The organism is Pseudomonas sp. FYR_7, assembly GCF_043106155.1.
Lineage (GTDB): Bacteria > Pseudomonadota > Gammaproteobacteria > Pseudomonadales > Pseudomonadaceae > Aquipseudomonas > Aquipseudomonas parafulva_B.
The window spans coordinates 77758-95882 of the sequence record NZ_JBICMI010000026.1; the positions used below are offsets into that span (position 1 = coordinate 77758).

The following is an 18125-nucleotide window of genomic DNA, read 5'->3' on the forward strand; positions in this document are numbered from 1 at the left end:
GACATTTCTAGCTGCGACCTCGCTATAATCTCCCCCCGATTATAAGGACGTCTCCTGATCGGGCCCCGCATCCGCCGTCTGACCACGGCAAATCTACCCGCCTCGCCCACAGAGAGCCTTCCACTCAGGTCTTGCATCGGCTGTCGTGCCTGCTTCCATGGCCGTCACACTGCATAGAACCTGCGGGTTGCCATCGCGCAGTCCCCTTTTGAGGTTCACGTCTCCAAAAGAGCGTGAAAAAACGGTTTTCACTACTTCACAAGAGTGTGGCGAGCAAATGAACAATCTGGCATGTGCAAAAGCGGCAGGTGTGTCCCCTTCAGCCCTGAACAGGCAGCAAATGGCCCCAACCTGGATGCGTGTCTGAGCGGCTTGCATAGCGTATCCGACGGTCGTTGACCATAAGTCGAATTGCCGCACCTGGGGCAAACAGGGTTCAATAGGCAAACCCAAAGACTGGTTGGCGGTGTCCGCGGACGTTGCATGAACTGCGAAAAGTCGGACATGGCGATCCTGGAGAACCCGGTGATCCTGTGCTGTCAATTAGGTAGCTGTAGATTGTGGAGACGCGTTAAATGGCGCAGAACGAATCGGTTGATGTAGTACTGGTAGGCGCAGGCATCATGAGTGCCACCCTGGCCGTACTGCTCAAGGAGCTCGACCCGACCCTGAAACTCGAAGTGGTCGAGGCGATGGACTCCGGGGCCGCAGAGAGTTCCAACCCCTGGAACAACGCAGGCACCGGCCACGCCGGCTTGTGCGAGCTGAACTACACGCCCCAGGCCGCTGATGGCAGCATCGACATCAAGAAGGCCGTGCACATCAATACCCAGTTCGAGGTGTCTCGCCAGTTCTGGGCCTACCTGAGCAAGAAAGGCAACTTCGGCCCGGCGCGGGCGTTCATCAACCCGGTACCGCACCTGAGCTACGTCGAGGGTGACAAGGGTATTGCCTTCCTCAAGAAGCGCTATGAACTGCTCAAGCAGCATCACGCCTTTGCCGAGATGGAGTACACCGAAGACAAGGCCGTGATGAACGAGTGGATGCCGCTGATGATGCCGGGCCGCCCGGCTGATCAGCACATTGCCGCCACTCGCGTGCTCAAGGGTACCGACGTCAATTTCGGGGCCCTGACCAACAAGCTGCTCAAGCTACTGGGCGAGGCGCCCGACGCGCAGGTCAAGTATTGCAAAAAGGTCGTGGGCCTGCGTCGCAACGGCGCCGGCTGGACGGTCAGCATCAAGGACGTCAACAGCGGCGGCAGCCGCGAAGTGGACGCCCGTTTCGTGTTCCTCGGCGCCGGTGGCGCTGCCCTGCCGCTGTTGCAGGCCTCCGGCATCCCCGAAAGCAAGGGCTTCGGTGGCTTCCCGGTCAGTGGCCAGTGGCTGCGTTGCGACAATCCGGAAATCGTCAGCCAGCATCAGGCCAAGGTCTACAGCCAGGCCGCCGTCGGCGCGCCGCCCATGTCCGTGCCGCACCTTGATACGCGCGTGGTCGACGGCAAGAAATCCTTGCTGTTCGGGCCGTACGCCGGCTTCACCACCAAGTTCCTCAAGCACGGTTCGCTGCTGGACCTGCCCCTGTCGGTACGCCTGGGCAACCTGGGCCCGATGCTGGCGGTGGCCCGTGACAACATGGACCTGACCAAGTACCTGGTCAGTGAGGTGATGCAGTCGATGGAGCAGCGCCTGGAATCGCTACGTCGCTTCTATCCCGAAGCCAAGGCCGAAGACTGGCGTCTGGAAGTGGCTGGCCAGCGTGTGCAGATCATCAAGAAAGACCCGAAAAAAGGCGGCGTTCTGCAGTTTGGTACCGAGTTGGTGTCTGCCCAGGACGGCAGCCTGGCGGCGCTGCTGGGCGCATCGCCCGGTGCTTCGGTGACGGTCTCGATCATGCTGGAGCTGATCGAGCGCTGCTTCCCGGAGCAGGCGAAAGGTGCCTGGGCAGCCAAGCTCAAGGAGATCTTCCCGGCACGCGAGAAGACCCTGGCCACCGACGCTGCGCTTTACAAGAAAATCAGCGCCGATAACGATGCGGCACTGGACCTGGTGCAAAGCAGCCCGGCAGCGAAGCATTACGCCTGAACCGCCCGGCCAGTGAAAAACGCCCCTCGGGGCGTTTTTTCATGCCCCTGAGCGGGCGTTTTCGATGATTTCGATGTACTCGTCGCCATTGCGCTGATCGGCAATCTGCTCGGCGAACGTCTTGCCATGCTCATCCCTGCCATCGAGGTCGAAGCCTGCTTCGACGAAGAAGCCGACGAAACGCCGGAAGTCATCTACGCGCAAGCCGCGGTACGCCTTTACCAGTTTGTGCAGCGAGGGCGACGTGACCCCATCGGCGGGCTCGAACTGGAGAAACGCCTTGATGTAGTCGTCACTGATTTCGTCACCGATTACCTGTTTCTTGTCTTTACGCATTGCCGACTCCAACTGGACCATCACGATGTTCAAAGGGCGGCAGTGTACCTTCCGCCGCGCGCGAGCCTCAACGCGTACGTACGGTGCCAGTGTGCAGGTCCGCCCAGATGTGCCCGTTGGCATAGGTGAGAAACTGCACATACAGGGTCTCGTTGCGCAGCAGGTCCATGATGACCCGGTAATCACTGAGCGGATAATTCAAGTTCAGCGTGCGAGTCTTTTCGTCGTAGACCGGCTTTTTCAGGCTCTTGGCCGCTTCGCCGTCGAAGGTCAGCAGCACCTGGGTCATGGTGGCCGCCTTGCTCAAGGGCTTGCCTTTGAGGCGCACCTGCAAGGATGAGGTGATCGGAATGGGTTGCTGGTCCGACTGGCGCTGGGCGCCGACTACCACGGTGTAGTCGGTGACTTGAAGCAGTTGCTGAGCGGTGGGCGCTGCCTGACGCAGGGATTGGTCATCGGGCGGCAGGAATTGACTGTGCATCGGCGCGGCAGCCAGGGGCAAGCTGACTGTCAGCAGGAACGGGATGAACGCACGCATGTGAGGCTCCTTGGCTTGAAGGAGCACTCTAGCATGCTGCACCTGAGCGGCAGGTAGGCTGCGCTCAGAGCCCCTTGACGGCGAAGATGCCGTTGGCGTTGCGCCAGTAGCCCTTGTAGTCCATGCCGTAGCCGAAGATGTAGCGATCGATGCACGGCAAGCCCACGTAGTTGGCCTTGAGGTCCGGGCTGGCCTTGCGGTCGTGGTCCTTGTCGATCAACACGGCCGTGTGCACGGCGCGGGCGCCGGCGTGCTTGCAGAAATCGATGATGGCGCTGAGGGTGTGGCCCTCGTCGAGAATGTCATCGACGATCAGCACATCGCGGTCGATGAACGAGACTTCCGGCTTGGCCTTCCAGAACAGCTCGCCGCCGCTGGTCTGGTTGCGGTAACGGGTGGCGTGCAGGTACGAGGCTTCCAGCGGGAACTGCAGGTGGGTCAACAGCTTGCCGGCGAAGATCAGGCCGCCGTTCATCACGCAGAACACCACGGGGTTCTTGTCGTGCAGTTCTTGGCAGATCTGCTCGCCGACCTTGGCGATGGCCGCTTCGACTTCGGCTTCGGTGTACAGGCAGTCTGCTTCACGCATGACTTGACGGATATGCTCGAGATCGGCGGACATGGCGCTCTCCAGGAGGTGCATTTTGGAAAAGCGGGCAAAGGTACGCATCCGCTCGTCACAGATCAAGCGTTTATGGACTAACGTGCAAAATGATCAGACGACAGCACAGGCTGAATAGATTAATCTAGCGCGGTTTTTTTGCCCGCCTTTCGGAGCCCCCCCCTATGCCTACTCGTGAGATCCGCCATCCGCTGATCCGCCACAAGCTCGGCCTGATGCGCCGTGCTGATATCAGCACCAAGAATTTTCGCGAACTCGCCCAGGAAGTCGGCGCCCTGTTGACGTATGAGGCCACCCAGGACCTGCCGCTGGAAACCTATGAAATCGACGGCTGGTGCGGCAAGGTGGCCGTGGAAAAGATCGCCGGCAAGAAGATCACCGTCGTGCCGATCCTGCGCGCAGGCATCGGCATGCTAGACGGCGTGCTCAGCCTGGTGCCGGGTGCCAAGGTCAGCGCGGTGGGCGTGGCCCGCAACGAAGAGACGCTTGAGGCCCACACCTACCTGGAAAAGCTCGCGCCGGACATCAATCAACGCCTGGCCCTGATCATCGACCCGATGCTGGCCACCGGCGCCTCGATGGTCGCCACCATCGACCTGCTGAAAAAGGCCGGTTGCCGGGAAATCCGCGCCATGGTCCTGGTAGCTGCCCCAGAGGGCATCGACGTGGTGCACAAGGCCCACCCGGATGTACAGATCTACACGGCCTCGATCGACCAGCGCCTGAACGAACATGGCTACATCGTTCCAGGCCTGGGTGATGCCGGCGACAAGATCTTCGGCACCAAGCAAAAGGACGCCTGACCATGCAGGACGGCTACAACGACCCGCTCTGGCGTCAGGTCGTTTCAGGCGCGCAGATGCTCTTCGTGGCATTTGGCGCGCTGGTGCTGATGCCCTTGATTACCGGCCTGGACCCTAACGTCGCGCTGTTCACGGCGGGCCTTGGCACCTTGCTCTTTCAACTGGTCACCGGGCGTCAGGTGCCGGTTTTCCTGGCATCGAGCTTCGCTTTCATCACCCCGATCATTCTCGCCAAGGGTCAGTTCGGCCTGGCAGAAACCATGGGCGGCGTCATGGCCGCCGGGTTCGTCTACACCTTCATGGGCCTGATGGTGAAGATCAAGGGCACAGGCTTCATCGACCGCATGCTGCCCCCGGTGGTGATCGGCCCGGTGATCATCTCCATCGGCTTGGCCATGGCACCGATCGCGGCCAACATGGCGATGGGCAAGGCTGGCGATGGGAGCGTGCTGCTGCCCTACAGCACCGCCATGCTCATTTCCATGCCGGCCCTGCTGACGACGCTGATCGTGGCCGTGTTCGGCAAAGGCATCTTCCGCCTGGTGCCGATCATCGCCGGCGTGCTGGTGGGTTTTGCCCTGTCGTTCGCTTTCGGGGTGGTCGACACGGCAAAAATTGCAGCCGCCCCTTGGCTGGAATTGCCCAACTTCACCGCCCCTGCCTTCAACTGGCAGGCCATCCTGTTCATCGTGCCCGTGGCCTTGGCGCCGGCGATCGAGCATATCGGCGGGGTCATCGCGGTAGGCAGCGTGACGGGACGGGACTACCTGAAAACGCCTGGCCTGCACCGCACGCTGCTGGGTGACGGCATCGCCACCACGGCAGCCGGCCTGTTCGGTGGACCGCCCAACACCACCTACGCCGAGGTGACCGGCGCGGTCATGCTGACCAAGAACTACAACCCGAAGATCATGACCTGGGCTGCGGTGTTCGCCATCACCCTGGCCTTCATCGGCAAGTTCGGCGCCCTGCTGCAGAGCATTCCGGTGCCAGTGATGGGCGGCATCCTCTGCCTGCTGTTCGGCTCGATCGCAGCCGTGGGGCTCAATACCATGATCCGCCACAAGGTCGACCTCGCCGAAGCGCGGAACCTGGTGATCGTGTCGGTGACCCTGGTGTTCGGTATCGGCGGGGTGCTGGTCGGCAGCGGTGACGGCCCTGACGATTGGGGCCTCAAGGGCATCGCGCTGTGCGCCATCGTGGCGATCGCGCTCAACCTGATCCTGCCAGGCAACGATGCCTGGAAACACAAGCAACAGGATGACCCGTTGGCTTGACGCCTGAGCCGCCTGGCTTGACCCAGTCCTCGACGGGGTCAGACCAGGCGGGCCATTACGCGTTTTCGCAGAGCTTGGCCAACACCTTCACCCATTCGGGGTGTTCGTTCATGCAAGGCACCAGCACCAGCTCCTGACCACCGGCCTCGACGAATTGCTCGCTGCCGCGCATGCCGATTTCCTCGAGCGTCTCGATGCAGTCGGCCACGAAGGCCGGACACATCACCAGCAACTTCTTCACCCCGGCCTGGGCAAGCTCGTCCAGCCGCGTCTCCGTATAGGGTTCGATCCACTTGTCCCGCCCCAGCCGCGACTGGAACGACACCGACCATTTGCCCGCCGGTATGCCCAGCCTCGTCGCGAACGCCCTGGCCGTGGCCAGGCACTGCCCGCGGTAACACACGGCACGCACCTCGGCGCTGGCGCCTTCGCAGCATTCGGCTGCACGCAGGTCATGTTTCGTACCGCTGGGGAAGAGCTTCTTCAAATGGCGTTCGGGCAGGCCATGGAAGCTGAGCAGCAGGTGATCATAGTCCTGCTCCAGGTAGGGTCGGGCACTGGCGACCAATGCGTCGATGTAATCCGGATCATCGTAGAACGGTTGCAGCACGCGCATCTGCAGCGGCAGTTGCTGCTCGGTGATGGTCTGCCGGGCGAGTTCGACGACGGTGGTCACCGTGCTGTCGGCAAATTGCGGGTACAGGGGGGCCAAGGTGACCTTGCGTATGCCCTGCGCCGCGAGCCGCTCCAGTACCTGGGGCAAGGCTGGCTGACCGTAGCGCATGGCAATTTCAACCGGCCCATGGGGCCAGTGGTCGACCATGGCCGCTTGTAGGCGACGGGTAAGCACCACCAGCGGCGAGCCCTCGTCCCACCAGATCGAGGCATAGGCGTGGGCTGACTGCTCAGGGCGCTTGATCAGGATCAACGACACCAGCAGGCGCCGGATGGGCCAGGGCAAGTCGACCACATAGGGGTCCATGAGAAACTGATTGAGGTAGCGGCGAACATCGGCTACCGACGTGGAGGCCGGTGAACCCAGGTTGACCAGCAGCAAAGCGTGATCGGTCATGCAGCATCCTATGTCAGAGGCGATTGGACAAATTGCCCAGCGCCGATTGCAGATCGTTGAAGCGGAACGTGAACCCGGCCGCCAGCAACCGCGCGGGGTAGGCACGCTGGCCACCGAGCAGCAGGTTAGACATCTCGCCCAGGCCGGCTTTTAGCAGCAACCCAGGCAGGGGTATCACGGCAGGCCGGTGCAGCGCCCTGCCCAGCTGCTTGGCAAATTCACGATTACGCACAGGTTCAGGTGCACAGGCATTGTAAGGGCCGCTGGCGTCGGTGCGCTGCAAGAGAAAATCAATCAGGGCGACCTGATCGTCTATATGGATCCAAGGCATCCACTGCCGACCGTTGCCTACCGGCCCTCCTAGTCCCAACTTGAAGGGCAAACGGAGCCGGGACAGGAAGCCGCCGTCGCTGGCCAGCACCAACCCTGTACGTACCAGCACCACCCGAATGCCCTGCGCTTGCGCACGACACGCCGTTTCTTCCCAGGCAATACACAGCTGGCTGGCGAAATCTTCGACCACGGGAGGCAGGTCTTCGGTCAACTCGCGTTCGCCGCCGTCACCATACCATCCCACGGCCGAACCTGAGATCAGCACCCCAGGACGCTGCTCACGCCTGCCCAGCCATGCCAGCAATTGCTCCGTAAGGGCGATGCGGCTTGACCAGAGCAGGTTGCGCCGAGACGCCGTCCAGGGTCGATCGGCAATAGGCGCACCGGCCAGGTTGACCACCGCATCGAGGTGGTCGACCGCCTCCAGCTCATCAAGCTCGGTAATGCCCCTGACGCCTTCGCCGCAAAGCATCGCCACTGCCTCTGGACGTCGACTCCACACGGTGAGCCGATGCCCTTGAGCAAGCCAGTGACGGCACAAGTGCCGGCCAATCAACCCGGTGCCGCCTGTCAGCAGGATGTGCATGGCAGTGTCCTCATGGAATAAGGCAGTGGTCTATTTTTAACATCAAGGCACTTTCTAGCGCCCGTGCTCTCCCATAAACATAGGCCAACCAATCATTACTTGCGGAATATACTTATACACATTCGAATGATTGTACAGGTTTGCCTGACAGCGTAGTCTGCGCATAGCAAGGTTTGAAGAGGCCATCATGACCATACCTATTGCCATCATCGGGGCAGGCATTGCCGGCCTCTCGGCCGCCCAGGCACTGCAGAGCGCCGGGCAGATCGTGCACCTTTTCGACAAGGGCCACGGCAGCGGCGGGCGCATGACCAGCAAACGCGGCGAAGCCGGCGCCCTGGACCTGGGGGCGCAATATTTCACCGCCCGCGACCGCCGTTTCGTCGAAGAACTGCAGCACTGGGTAGCCGCCGGCTGGGCGGCGCAGTGGAAACCGCAGCTGTACCACTACCGTGACGGGGCGCTCACCCCCTCCCCCGACGAACAGACGCGCTGGGTGGGCGTACCACGCATGAGCGCCATCACCCGCGGCCTGCTCAAGGACATGACCGTGAACTTCGCCTGCCGTATCACCGAAGTCTTTCGCGGCAAGGACTACTGGCACCTGCAGGACACCGACGGGTGCAGCCACGGTCCGTTCAGCCGGGTGGTGGTTGCCGTGCCAGCGCCACAGGCAACGCCCCTGCTGGCGGCCACGCCAAAGCTCGCAGCCGTGGCCGCCGGGGTGCAGATGGAGCCGACGTGGGCGGTGGCGCTAGGCTTTCAGGCCCCTTTGGATACGCCCATGCAAGGCTGCTTCGTCCAGGAAAGCCCGCTTGACTGGCTGGCCCGCAACCGCAGCAAGCCAGGGCGCGACGAGACCTTGGACACGTGGGTGTTGCACGCCACTTCCAGTTGGAGCCGACAACACATCGACTTGTCCAAGGAGGAAGTTGTCGAGCACCTGCGCGGCGAGTTCGCCGAACTGGTCGGTTGCGTCGTGCCTGAGCCCACGTTCGCCCTGGCCCACCGCTGGTTGTATGCACGCCCTGGCAGTCATCACGAATTTGGCGCCTTGGCCGACGCCGACCAAGGGCTATATGCCTGCGGGGACTGGTGCCTGTCCGGGCGGGTGGAGGGTGCATGGTTAAGTGGCCAAGAGGCAGCGCGCCGTTTACTTGAACACTTGGACTGATCGGCTATCTACACACTAAGGGTTCGCATCGGGCCCGCTATGTGCTGGAATATTCCTGTACATAATTTGTGATTTGTACAGGTTTATGGAGGCAGCTATGCACGACCCCGCTGTTCACAACAAGCCGCGCATCGCTATCAGTGCCTGCCTGACCGGGCACAACGTGCGTTACAACGGTGGCCACAAGTCCTCGGACCTATGCCGCACCCAGCTGGAAGAACATTTCGAATGGACGACGGTGTGTCCAGAAATGGCGATTGGTTTGGGGGTACCCCGTGATCCCATCCGTCTGGTGGGCGACCCTGAACATCCTGAAGTCGTAGGCACGCGCAATCCTGGGCTGGACTATACGAGCCCCTTGCGTGAATACGGCAAGCAAATGGCCGCCGAACTCGATGATATTTGCGGATACATCTTCATGCAGAAGTCGCCCTCTTGCGGACTTGAGCGTGTGAAGGTCTACCAGGACAACGGTCACCCAGCCATCAACGGCGGTCGTGGCGCCTATGCGCAGGCTTTTTGCGAGCTAAGGCCAGACCTGCCGGTCGAAGAGGAAGGCCGCCTGCACGACCCTGTGCTGCGCGAAAACTTCATCAGCCGCGTGTACGCGTACGCCGATTGGCAGCATCTACTTGAAGAAGGCGTGAGTCGCCACGCATTGCTGGCTTTCCACGCCCGCTACAAGTACCTGCTGATGGCGAACAACCCGCAGGCGTATCGCACCTTGGGACGCATGCTCGGCACCATGAGCAAAGACGACGACCCTGACGTTATTGCCCCCCGTTATTTCTCCGAGCTGATGCAGGCCTTGCGCCGCCGCGCCAGCCGTGGCACACACAGTAATGTGCTGCAGCACCTGAGCGGCTATTTCAAAAATGCCCTGACCCCTGCCGATAAAGCCGAGCTGCAAACGTTGATCGGGCAGTATCAGCAAGGGATCGTGCCTTTGATCGTGCCGCTGACCCTGCTCAAGCATCATCTGCGCAACCACCCCGACCCCTACTTGCTGCAACAAGCCTACTTGCAGCCTCATCCTGAACGCCTGGGGCTACGTAATGCGGTCTGAGATTCTTTTACCAATTGGTGAGCTGGCCCGACGCACGGGCGTCAACCCGGTCACCCTGCGCGCATGGGAGCGGCGCTACGGTTTGCTCAAGCCACAGCGCACGCCCAAAGGGCATCGACTGTACCCGGTCGAACAGATCGAGAGGGTGGAAGCGATTCTGGCCTGGTTGCAGCGAGGCGCATCGGTCAGCCAGGTGGGAGAGTTGCTGGACAAGCCACTCAGCACACCACCGACTGGGGACTGGCAAACCCGTCAGTTCCAGATGCTCGAAGCCATCGCCAACCTGTCGCAACGGGCGCTCGATCATCAGCTGAACCAGGCCATGGCGCTCTACCCCGCCGTCACGTTGTGCGAGCAGTTGCTGCTGCCTTTACTGGACCTGCTGGAACTGCGCTGGCGCAACTACTTCAACGCACGGCTTGAGCAGGTGTTCTTCCACACCTGGTTGCGCAGCAAACTGGGCGCGCGGGTGTACCACGACAATCAGTTGCTACAGGGCCCACCGGTTCTGCTTGCCGAAGACAGTGACCGGGGCTTCGACCCTGGCCTGTGGCTGTGCGCATGGCTGTTCACCAGCAATGGCTTTGCGGTGGAAATCCTCGAGCAGGCCGTGGCCGGTGCGCAGTTGCAGAGTGCAGCCGCGGCCTTGAAGCCACGCGCAGTGCTCTTGAACCTCGGCCCGCGCATCGATACCCGCGCGTTGCAGCGCACGCTTCAGAACCTGCAATTGCCCACCCTTGCCGGGGGTGCCTTGCTCGCGCTGCACCAGACCCAACTGGGCTCGCTCGACCTGCCTCACCTGCACACCTTCGATACCCCTCAAGCGGCCTTGCGACTACTGCAAGGCCTGTGACTGCCAGCCTGGAGAGATTCCGATTTCATGCACTTGACTTGGCTTCGCAGTGACTTGCGCGTTACCGACAACACGGCCCTTAGCGCCGCCAGTGAACGTGGCCCAACCCTGGCCCTGTGGCTTATTAGCCCTGGCCAATGGCAGGCCCATGACGATGCGGCCTGTAAAGTGGATTTCTGGCTACGCAACCTGCGCGAAGTGCGGCAGTCGCTTGACGCGCTCAACATCCCACTGCTCATACGCAAGATAGACACCTGGGATGATGCGCCTGAGGCTGTGCTCGATGTCTGCCGAAAGCACAATGTCCAGAGCGTTCACTGGAACGAGGAATACGGCATCAACGAGGCCCGCCGCGACGCAGCCACATGCAAATTGCTCAAAGCTTCAAAGGTTGAGGTTCACACCCATCTCGACCAACTCCTGTTCCGTCCGGGGACGGTGCTGACCCGTAGTGGCGGCTACTTCCAGGTGTTCGGCCAATTCAAGAAAAATTGCCTTGAACACTTGCACCGCAGCCTGCCCTCGATGGCCGCACCGGTTAAACGCCAAGCCCCGACATCGATCAAGAGCGACCCGATTGCGCAACATGTCGAACCCTTCGAAAAGCCGGCAGACGCGCTGCGCAAACGTTGGCCCGCTGGCGAGAAGGAGGCTCAGGCAAGGCTTGCCCGGTTCACCGATGAAATCATCGACGACTACGAGACGCTGCGTGATCTTCCTGCTCGCGAGGGCACCAGCCAATTGTCAGCCTATCTTGCAGCGGGGGTCATCTCACCCCGCCAATGCCTGCATGCCGCGCTGGCCCATAACCGGGGCGAGTTCGACAGCGGCAGCAGCGGCGTCCAGACCTGGGTCAACGAATTGCTCTGGCGCGAATTCTACAAGCACATCCTGACGGGCTATCCCCAGGTGTCCCGGCATCGTGCCTTCCGTGCGCACACCGAGGCGTTGCCCTGGCGTAAGGCACCCAAGGAGTTCGAAGCCTGGCAGCAGGGCCGAACCGGCTTCCCGATCATTGATGCGGCCATGCGCCAGATGCTGGCCACCGGCTGGATGCACAACCGGCTGCGCATGCTGACTGCCATGTTCCTGAGCAAGAATCTGTTGATCGACTGGCGGCTGGGGGAACGTCACTTCATGCGCCATCTGATCGACGGGGATCTGGCAGCCAACAACGGTGGCTGGCAGTGGAGCGCATCCACCGGTACCGACTCGGTGCCCTACTTCCGGATCTTCAACCCCGTGTCGCAGTCACAACGCTTCGACCCCAAAGGCCGCTTCATCCGTCAATGGGTCCCTGAATTGCAGGACATCGACGATAAAAATATCCACGACCCTGGAAAATGTCGCGGCTTGATTGATGCTAACCTCTATCCCAGTCCTATCGTCGATCTTCACAGTAGTCGACAGCGGGCGCTCCAGGCTTTCAAGGAGTTGCCCCGCTAGTCGTGTATAGAGGGCAATGCCGTGAGTGGCTCACGCAGTTTTTGGGTTACAGGCGCAACGAATGGGCTGGGCCTGGCAATGGTCCGCGATCTTTTGACAAAGGGGCACCGGGTCGCTGCCAGTGCAGGTGCAAGCGAGGAGCTCGATCGCTTGTGCATGCATCATGGCGATCGTTTGCTGCGGCTTCCTGGCCAGTTACAACAGCAACCCGATGCTGACGAGGCAGGCCGCATGATCGACCATGCCTGGGGGTCGTTGGATGGCTTGATCCTGAATGCCGCCACCTGTGATTACCTCCTTCCAGGCACCTCGGACAGCGAGTTGTTCGAGCAGCTGATCATCACCAACCTTCAGGCGGCACAGCACTGCCTGGAGTACGCCACGCCCCTGCTGGCCAAAGGCGATATGCCCCAGATAATGGCTGTTTTCAGCCGGTACTCCGCCGCGCAGCTTTACGCGCCGACGCAGTTTCCTGCCGGCTGGAACAATGCCGTGCAGTGGGTGAGGGAGCAGCGCCCGTCGTTGCTTGCCAATGGCATAGCGTTGACGGTGGTAGCACCGCAGTCCCTGAAAAACCCCGTGACGGCCGCCAGCGCCGTGCCTGAGGACTGGACTGCCGACACCGCCGCGCTTGAGCTTCTGACGCGCTTGCGTGCACGTGAACCTGAGCTGGTGCTCGAGACGCTGAACCCGTCGAACCTCTGGCCGCTGCCGCAGCACTAGGTGGTACTGCGAGGGTAGAAACGCCAGTCATGCAGGGCACTGCTCAGGACGTGAAACGTTCTACGTCCTGAAATGGGTGCCACAGCACCGGAAGGATATCCATCAACGCACGTGGTTCGGCGCTGGTCCAGAAGCGGGTCGACCGAGCTGGGCCGCGTGCAAGCAGATCAGCCCCTGCGAGCAGGCGTTCGAGTTGACGGGCCACGGCAGCGCCCGTATCGATGACGGCCACGTGTGGGGGCACCGTTTCAGCCAGCAAGGGTTTCAAGAACGGATAATGCGTGCAGCCCAGTATCAAGGTATCGCAGCCTGCCGCCAGAAGCGGTTCAACGTAACTGCCCAGCAAAGTGCGTAACACCGGGCTGGTCAGGTCCCCCGTTTCGATCAGTTCGACAAGCCCAGGGCAAGGCTGGGTGACTACCCGCACGTTACTGGCAAAGCGATCGAGCAAGGCGGCGAACTTGGCGCTCTGCAAGGTCCCGGTCGTGGCCAGCACGCCGACTATCCCTGAACGGGTAGCCGCTGCGGCAGGCTTGACCGCCGGTTCCATGCCCACGATCAGCCAGTCAGGATAGTGCGCACGCAGGTCGGCCACCGCAGCCACGGTGGCCGTGTTGCAGGCCAGTACCATGGCCTTGGCACCTTGCTGATAAAAGAAGGCGGCGATGTGGCGACAGCGTTCGCGAATGTAGTCCGGCGATTTTTCCCCGTACGGTACATGGCCACAATCGGCGAGGTAGTGAAGCGTTTCGTTGGGCAAGCGCTGACGAATCTCGGCAAGCACTGACAGCCCCCCCACCCCGGAGTCCATCACCGCGACTGGCCCCTCGCGCTTAGCCATCGCGCTTGCCACACACCGCGCAGCCAGGGTCGCGTTTTACCCGCAATTCACGGATACGCGTGCCCAGAGCGTCGATCAGCAACAGTCGCCCTACCAAGGCTTCGCCGAAGCCGGCCAGCAGCTTCATGGCCTCCAGCGCCTGCAAGCTGCCCACCAGACCTACCAGGGGGCCGATCACGCCCGCCTCGCTGCAGGTCAGCTCAGCCTCGCTGCCGTGACCATACAGGCAGTGATAACAGGGGCTGTAATCGCGGCGCGGATCGAAAACCGAGAGCTGGCCTTCCAGGCGGATCGCGGCGCCACTGACCAGGGGCTTGGCAGCCGCCACGCAGGCCGCATTGACCGCCTCGCGCGTCCCGAAGTTATCCGAGCAGTCGAGGACCAGGTCCACGGCCGCTACGGCAGCGGCCAGCGAGTCCTCATCCAGCGCCTGCCGGTGGGCAACCAGGTCGATTTCCGGGTTTATTGCCTGCAGACGCTGCAAGGCCGAGTCGACCTTGCTCATGCCCACGCTGGTACTGTCATGGATGACCTGGCGCTGCAGGTTCGTCAGGTCGACCGTATCGAAATCTGCCAGGTGCAACTCGCCAACGCCAGCAGCCGCCAGGTACAGCGCCACGGGCGAGCCCAGGCCGCCGAGTCCGACGATCAGGGCCTTGCTGTGCTTAAGGCGCAGCTGGCCGTCGACGTCGATCTGGGACAGCAATACCTGCCGACTGTAGCGCAGCAGCTCCTGGTCGCTCAGCATGGCAGGTGCCCCAAGGTGATGCGCGGATGGCCGCCTAGGTCGGTGCGGCTGCTCACCTCGACAAAGCCGTTTTCCCGCAGCAGCACCTGTACGGCATCAGCCTGGTCATAACCATGCTCGAGCAGGAGCCAGCCGCCTGGGGTGAGGTGGCTCGGCGCCTGCGCGGCGATGACCCGCAGGTCATCCAGACCGTCGACCCCGGCTACCAGCGCGCTGCTGGGCTCGAAGCGTACGTCACCGTCGATCAGGTGCGGGTCTGAAGCCGCGATATAGGGCGGGTTACTGACGATCAGGTCGAAGCGTTCGCTGGAAAGGCCGTCGAACCAGTGGCTGACCTGGATGCGGGCGTTGGCCAGGCCAAGCCGCTGGCGGTTGCGCTCGGCCAACGCGGCGGCCTCGGGCACGCGATCGACCGCCGTTACCTGCCACGCCGGTCGCTCGCTGGCCAGCGCCAGGGCAATTGCACCGGTGCCGGTACCCAGGTCGAGCACCTTGGCCGGCAGCGCAGGCAGCAGCTCCAGCGCCGTCTCGACCAGCAGTTCGGTGTCCGGGCGCGGGATGAGCGTATGCGGGGCCACTTCCAGGTCGATCTTCCAGAAGCCCTGCTGGCCGAGGATATAGGCCACGGGCTCTCCGTCCCTGCGCCGCTGCAGATAGCCGTCGTAAGTCTGGGCAGCGTCGCTGCTGACGATGCGTTCTGGCCAGGTGTGCAAATAACTGCGCGATTTGCCAAGCGCCGCCGCCAGCAGCAACTCGGCATCCAGGCGCTCGGTAGGCGAATCGGGTAACTGCGCGTTGCGCAGCAGGCTGGCGATGATGGTCATCAGTCCCCCAGAGCAGCCAGTTGGTCGGCCTGGTATTCGGCCAGCAAAGGCTCGATCACCGCATCGACTCCACCGGCCAGCACGTCGTCCAGCGAGTACAAGGTCAGGTTGATGCGATGATCCGTGACCCGACCCTGTGGGTAATTGTAGGTGCGAATGCGCTCGGAGCGATCCCCGGAGCCCACCAGCAGCTTGCGCTCACTGGCGATGGCGTTCTGAGCGGCACTGGTCTGCATGTCGTTCAACTTCGCCGACAGCCAAGATAAGGCGCGCGCACGGTTCTTGTGCTGGGAACGCTCTTCCTGGCATTCGACGACAATGCCCGTGGGCAAGTGCGTGATGCGGATGGCCGAGTCGGTCTTGTTCACATGCTGACCGCCTGCGCCGGACGCGCGGTAGGTGTCCACGCGCAAGTCGGCTGGGTTGATCTCGATGGCCGCTTGCTCATCCGGCTCCGGCAAGACCGCCACGGTGCAGGCCGAGGTGTGAATGCGGCCCTGGGATTCGGTTTCGGGCACGCGCTGTACACGGTGCGCGCCGGACTCGAACTTGAGCTTGCCGTACACGTTCTCGCCCTCGACGCGGGCGATGATTTCCTTGTACCCGCCGTGCTCGCCTTCATTCTCGGAGAGGATTTCCAGCCGCCAGCCGCGCTTTTCCGCGTAGCGCGAATACATGCGAAACAGATCGCCCGAAAAGATCGCCGCCTCGTCGCCACCGGTACCGGCGCGAATCTCGAGAAACACGTTGCGCCCGTCGTTGGGGTCCTTGGGCAGCAACATGCGCTGCAGCTGAGCCTCCAACGCCACCAACCGGTCCTTGGCCTCGCGCACCTCCTCCACGGCCATATCACGCATGTCCGGGTCGCTGTCCTTGAGCAGCGCCTGGGCGCTTTCAAGATCGTCCTGGACTTTGCGCCATTGCTGATAGGCCGTGTGCACCGGTTCGACTTCGGCGTACTCGCGGGAATAGGCGCGAAAACGTGTCTGGTCGGAGATGACCTCGGCATCACCAAGCAAAGCGGTGAGTTCTTCGAAGCGGTCCTGGAGAATGTCCAGTTTATTGAGCAGCGACGCTTTCATTACAGGGATTTGTCCGTGGAGCCCTCTTGGAGGGCAAAGAGTTCCTGGGCCATGGCCAGCGCATCGAGGCGGCCCTCGGCCGAGAGCTTTTTCAGCTGCACGCTGGGCGCATGCAGGAGCTTGTTGGTCAGGCCGCGCGCCAATTGGGCCAATACGTCTTCAGGGTTGCCACCGTTGGCCAGCAAGCGCTGAGCCTTTTGCAGTTCTTCATCACGCAGCCGTTCGCTTTGCTGGCGGTAGGCCCGCAGCACATCGACAGCAGCCAGCTCACGCAGGCGCGCCATGAAATCCTCGGCCCCCACCGCCACCAGTTCTTCGGCGGCCTGGGCGGCGCCCTGGCGGCTCTTGAGGTTTTCGGCAACCACGTCATGCAGGTCGTCGACGGTATAGAGGTACACATCGTCGAGCTCGCCCACTTCGGTCTCGATGTCGCGCGGGACAGCGATATCGACCATGAAGATGGGTTTGTGCCGGCGCTGCTTGAGGGCGCTTTCGACGGCGCCCTTGCCTAGAATCGGCAATTGGCTGGCGGTGGAACTGATGACGATATCGCTGTTGGCGAGCTCTTGGGGGATATCGGCGAGCAGCACGGCGTGTGCACCAAACTGCTCGGCCAGGGTGCTGGCGCGCTCGAGTGTACGGTTGGCCACCACGATGCGGCGCACGCCCTGCTCGTGCAGGTGGCGGGCGACCAGGGTGATGGTTTCACCGGCGCCGATCAGCAGGGCCTGGCTGCGGGCCAGGTCGCTGAAGATCTGCTTGGCCAGACTGACCGCCGCGAAGGCGACCGACACGGGGTTTTCGCCGATGGCGGTGTCGGTACGGACCTGCTTGGCGGCGCTGAACGTGGCCTGGAACAGGCGCCCGAGCAGCGGCCCCACGGTGCCGGCTTCGCGGGCAACGGCATAGGCGGACTTCATCTGGCCGAGGATCTGCGGTTCGCCGAGCACCAGAGAGTCGAGGCCGGAGGCAACGCGCATCATGTGCCGGACGGCATCGTGCTCTTCGTGCACGTAGGCGCTGGCACGCAATTCGTCGAGGCTGAGGCGGTGATAGTCGGCCAGCCATTGGAGCACGGCATCGGCCGACAGCTGGTCCTGCTCGATGTAGAGCTCGCTGCGGTTGCAGGTGGACAGGATCGCTGCCTCGCGACTGGTGGTGAGGCGGCAGAGCTGCTGCAGGGCATCCACCAGCTGCTCCGGGGTAAACGCCACGCGCTCGCGTACGTCTACCGAGGCAGTCTTATGGTTGATACCAAGTGCAAGAAAGGCCATGCAAGATCGCTGGTTGTGACAGGAAGCCGATAATTGTCCTCTTTCGCAGGTTAGAGGACAACCACCGTTCGCTATCGAGGTGATAGTGTGGCGGCGCGAAGGTGTTCTTGAGGATACGCTGTGGACTTCAGGCGCTGGCATCCAAGGGTGCAGTCATTTGGCTATTACCCGACTCATGATGGAGCGCTCAAGGCGATAATGCGCATACCTTACTTACACCGAGTTACAACTTTGTCACCTCCAAGTTCGCTATCGAGTCAAATATCACACACGCATCCCCAAAACAGCCTCTCATGGCTACTGAGTTCGATACTGATTCACCCAACTCCAAAGCGTTCAATCTAGCTTTTGATCTTGATCTTGATCTTGATCTTGATCTTGATCTTGATCTTGATCTTGATCTTGATCTTCGCGACTTCAGAAGGCCGAACGCAGGTCTTGCG

At 61.9% G+C, this 18125-nt stretch carries 17 protein-coding genes and 1 pseudogene; 8 read left to right on the plus strand and 10 right to left on the minus strand.

Annotated features, from left to right (window positions below):
• Positions 1-575: 575 nt before the first annotated feature.
• Positions 576-2084 (plus strand): malate dehydrogenase (quinone), encoded by a 1509-nt coding sequence (gene mqo / locus ACF8R3_RS07510; RefSeq protein WP_058639459.1) that lies wholly within the window; start codon positions 576-578, stop codon positions 2082-2084.
• Between the two features lie 39 nt (positions 2085-2123).
• On the opposite strand, the gene ACF8R3_RS07515 is transcribed toward mqo, so the two are convergent.
• The 3 genes from ACF8R3_RS07515 to ACF8R3_RS07525 all read right to left on the minus strand — a co-directional run bounded on the left by ACF8R3_RS07515 (position 2124) and on the right by ACF8R3_RS07525 (position 3580).
• A complete protein-coding gene (locus ACF8R3_RS07515) occupies positions 2124-2420 on the minus strand; it encodes a PA4642 family protein (RefSeq protein ID WP_197843899.1) in 297 nt (98 codons plus the stop codon).
• A gap of 67 nt (positions 2421-2487) precedes the next feature.
• Positions 2488-2958: a hypothetical protein gene (locus ACF8R3_RS07520; RefSeq protein ID WP_392515370.1), complete on the minus strand. Its 471-nt coding sequence runs from the start codon at positions 2956-2958 to the stop codon at positions 2488-2490.
• 64 nt (positions 2959-3022) lie between these two features.
• The gene (locus ACF8R3_RS07525; protein WP_027916613.1) at positions 3023-3580 is read right to left on the minus strand and encodes a hypoxanthine-guanine phosphoribosyltransferase; all 558 of its coding nucleotides are present in this window, start codon (positions 3578-3580) and stop codon (positions 3023-3025) included.
• Between the two features lie 164 nt (positions 3581-3744).
• On the opposite strand from ACF8R3_RS07525, the gene upp reads away from it, so the two are divergent.
• Together upp and ACF8R3_RS07535 are read left to right on the plus strand one after the other, a co-directional pair.
• Positions 3745-4383 (plus strand): uracil phosphoribosyltransferase, encoded by a 639-nt coding sequence (upp, locus tag ACF8R3_RS07530; RefSeq protein ID WP_027916614.1) that lies wholly within the window; start codon positions 3745-3747, stop codon positions 4381-4383.
• A gap of 2 nt (positions 4384-4385) precedes the next feature.
• Complete coding sequence (locus tag ACF8R3_RS07535) at positions 4386-5660, plus strand: uracil-xanthine permease family protein (RefSeq protein ID WP_058639461.1); 1275 nt, start codon at positions 4386-4388, stop codon at positions 5658-5660.
• Between the two features lie 55 nt (positions 5661-5715).
• On the opposite strand, the gene hemH is transcribed toward ACF8R3_RS07535, so the two are convergent.
• On the minus strand, positions 5716-6732 hold the full coding sequence (hemH, locus tag ACF8R3_RS07540; protein WP_058605726.1) for a ferrochelatase: 1017 nt from the start codon (positions 6730-6732) through the stop codon (positions 5716-5718).
• Between the two features lie 13 nt (positions 6733-6745).
• Positions 6746-7651: a TIGR01777 family oxidoreductase gene (locus ACF8R3_RS07545; RefSeq protein ID WP_392515372.1), complete on the minus strand. Its 906-nt coding sequence runs from the start codon at positions 7649-7651 to the stop codon at positions 6746-6748.
• 187 nt (positions 7652-7838) lie between these two features.
• Between ACF8R3_RS07545 and ACF8R3_RS07550 the strand changes: the two genes are divergently transcribed.
• From ACF8R3_RS07550 to ACF8R3_RS07570, 5 genes and pseudogenes are all read left to right on the plus strand, one after another.
• Positions 7839-8825, plus strand: a complete 987-nt coding sequence (locus tag ACF8R3_RS07550) for an NAD(P)/FAD-dependent oxidoreductase (protein ID WP_392515374.1) — start codon at positions 7839-7841, stop codon at positions 8823-8825.
• 97 nt (positions 8826-8922) lie between these two features.
• Positions 8923-9891, plus strand: coding sequence for a DUF523 and DUF1722 domain-containing protein (locus tag ACF8R3_RS07555; protein ID WP_058639465.1), 969 nt, complete (start codon positions 8923-8925; stop codon positions 9889-9891).
• Positions 9881-10781 (plus strand): annotated as a pseudogene (locus ACF8R3_RS07560) (MerR family transcriptional regulator). The gene ACF8R3_RS07555 and the pseudogene ACF8R3_RS07560 overlap by 11 nt, the downstream one beginning before the upstream one ends.
• Positions 10772-12190 carry a deoxyribodipyrimidine photo-lyase gene (phrB, locus tag ACF8R3_RS07565; protein ID WP_196126035.1) on the plus strand — a complete coding sequence of 473 codons (1419 nt, stop codon included), beginning with the start codon at positions 10772-10774 and terminating at the stop codon, positions 12188-12190. Before ACF8R3_RS07560 ends, phrB begins: the two are co-directional and overlap by 10 nt.
• A 21-nt stretch (positions 12191-12211) precedes the next feature.
• Complete coding sequence (locus tag ACF8R3_RS07570) at positions 12212-12913, plus strand: SDR family oxidoreductase (protein ID WP_078479105.1); 702 nt, start codon at positions 12212-12214, stop codon at positions 12911-12913.
• Between the two features lie 43 nt (positions 12914-12956).
• On the opposite strand, the gene murI is transcribed toward ACF8R3_RS07570, so the two are convergent.
• Genes murI through hemA form a run of 5 tightly spaced genes read right to left on the minus strand, consistent with a single transcriptional unit; the run spans position 12957 to position 17682 of the window.
• A complete protein-coding gene (gene murI / locus ACF8R3_RS07575; RefSeq protein ID WP_196126034.1) occupies positions 12957-13754 on the minus strand; it encodes a glutamate racemase in 798 nt (265 codons plus the stop codon).
• Positions 13747-14502 carry a molybdopterin-synthase adenylyltransferase MoeB gene (locus tag ACF8R3_RS07580; protein WP_392515376.1) on the minus strand — a complete coding sequence of 252 codons (756 nt, stop codon included), beginning with the start codon at positions 14500-14502 and terminating at the stop codon, positions 13747-13749. Before ACF8R3_RS07580 ends, murI begins: the two co-directional genes overlap by 8 nt.
• Positions 14496-15326, minus strand: a complete 831-nt coding sequence (gene prmC / locus ACF8R3_RS07585) for a peptide chain release factor N(5)-glutamine methyltransferase (protein WP_058605369.1) — start codon at positions 15324-15326, stop codon at positions 14496-14498. Before prmC ends, ACF8R3_RS07580 begins: the two co-directional genes overlap by 7 nt.
• Positions 15326-16408, minus strand: coding sequence for a peptide chain release factor 1 (gene prfA, locus ACF8R3_RS07590; RefSeq protein ID WP_058605370.1), 1083 nt, complete (start codon positions 16406-16408; stop codon positions 15326-15328). The genes prmC and prfA overlap by 1 nt, the downstream gene beginning before the upstream one ends.
• The gene (gene hemA / locus ACF8R3_RS07595) at positions 16408-17682 is read right to left on the minus strand and encodes a glutamyl-tRNA reductase (RefSeq protein ID WP_058639472.1); all 1275 of its coding nucleotides are present in this window, start codon (positions 17680-17682) and stop codon (positions 16408-16410) included. The genes prfA and hemA overlap by 1 nt, the downstream gene beginning before the upstream one ends.
• Positions 17683-18125: the final 443 nt, after the last annotated feature.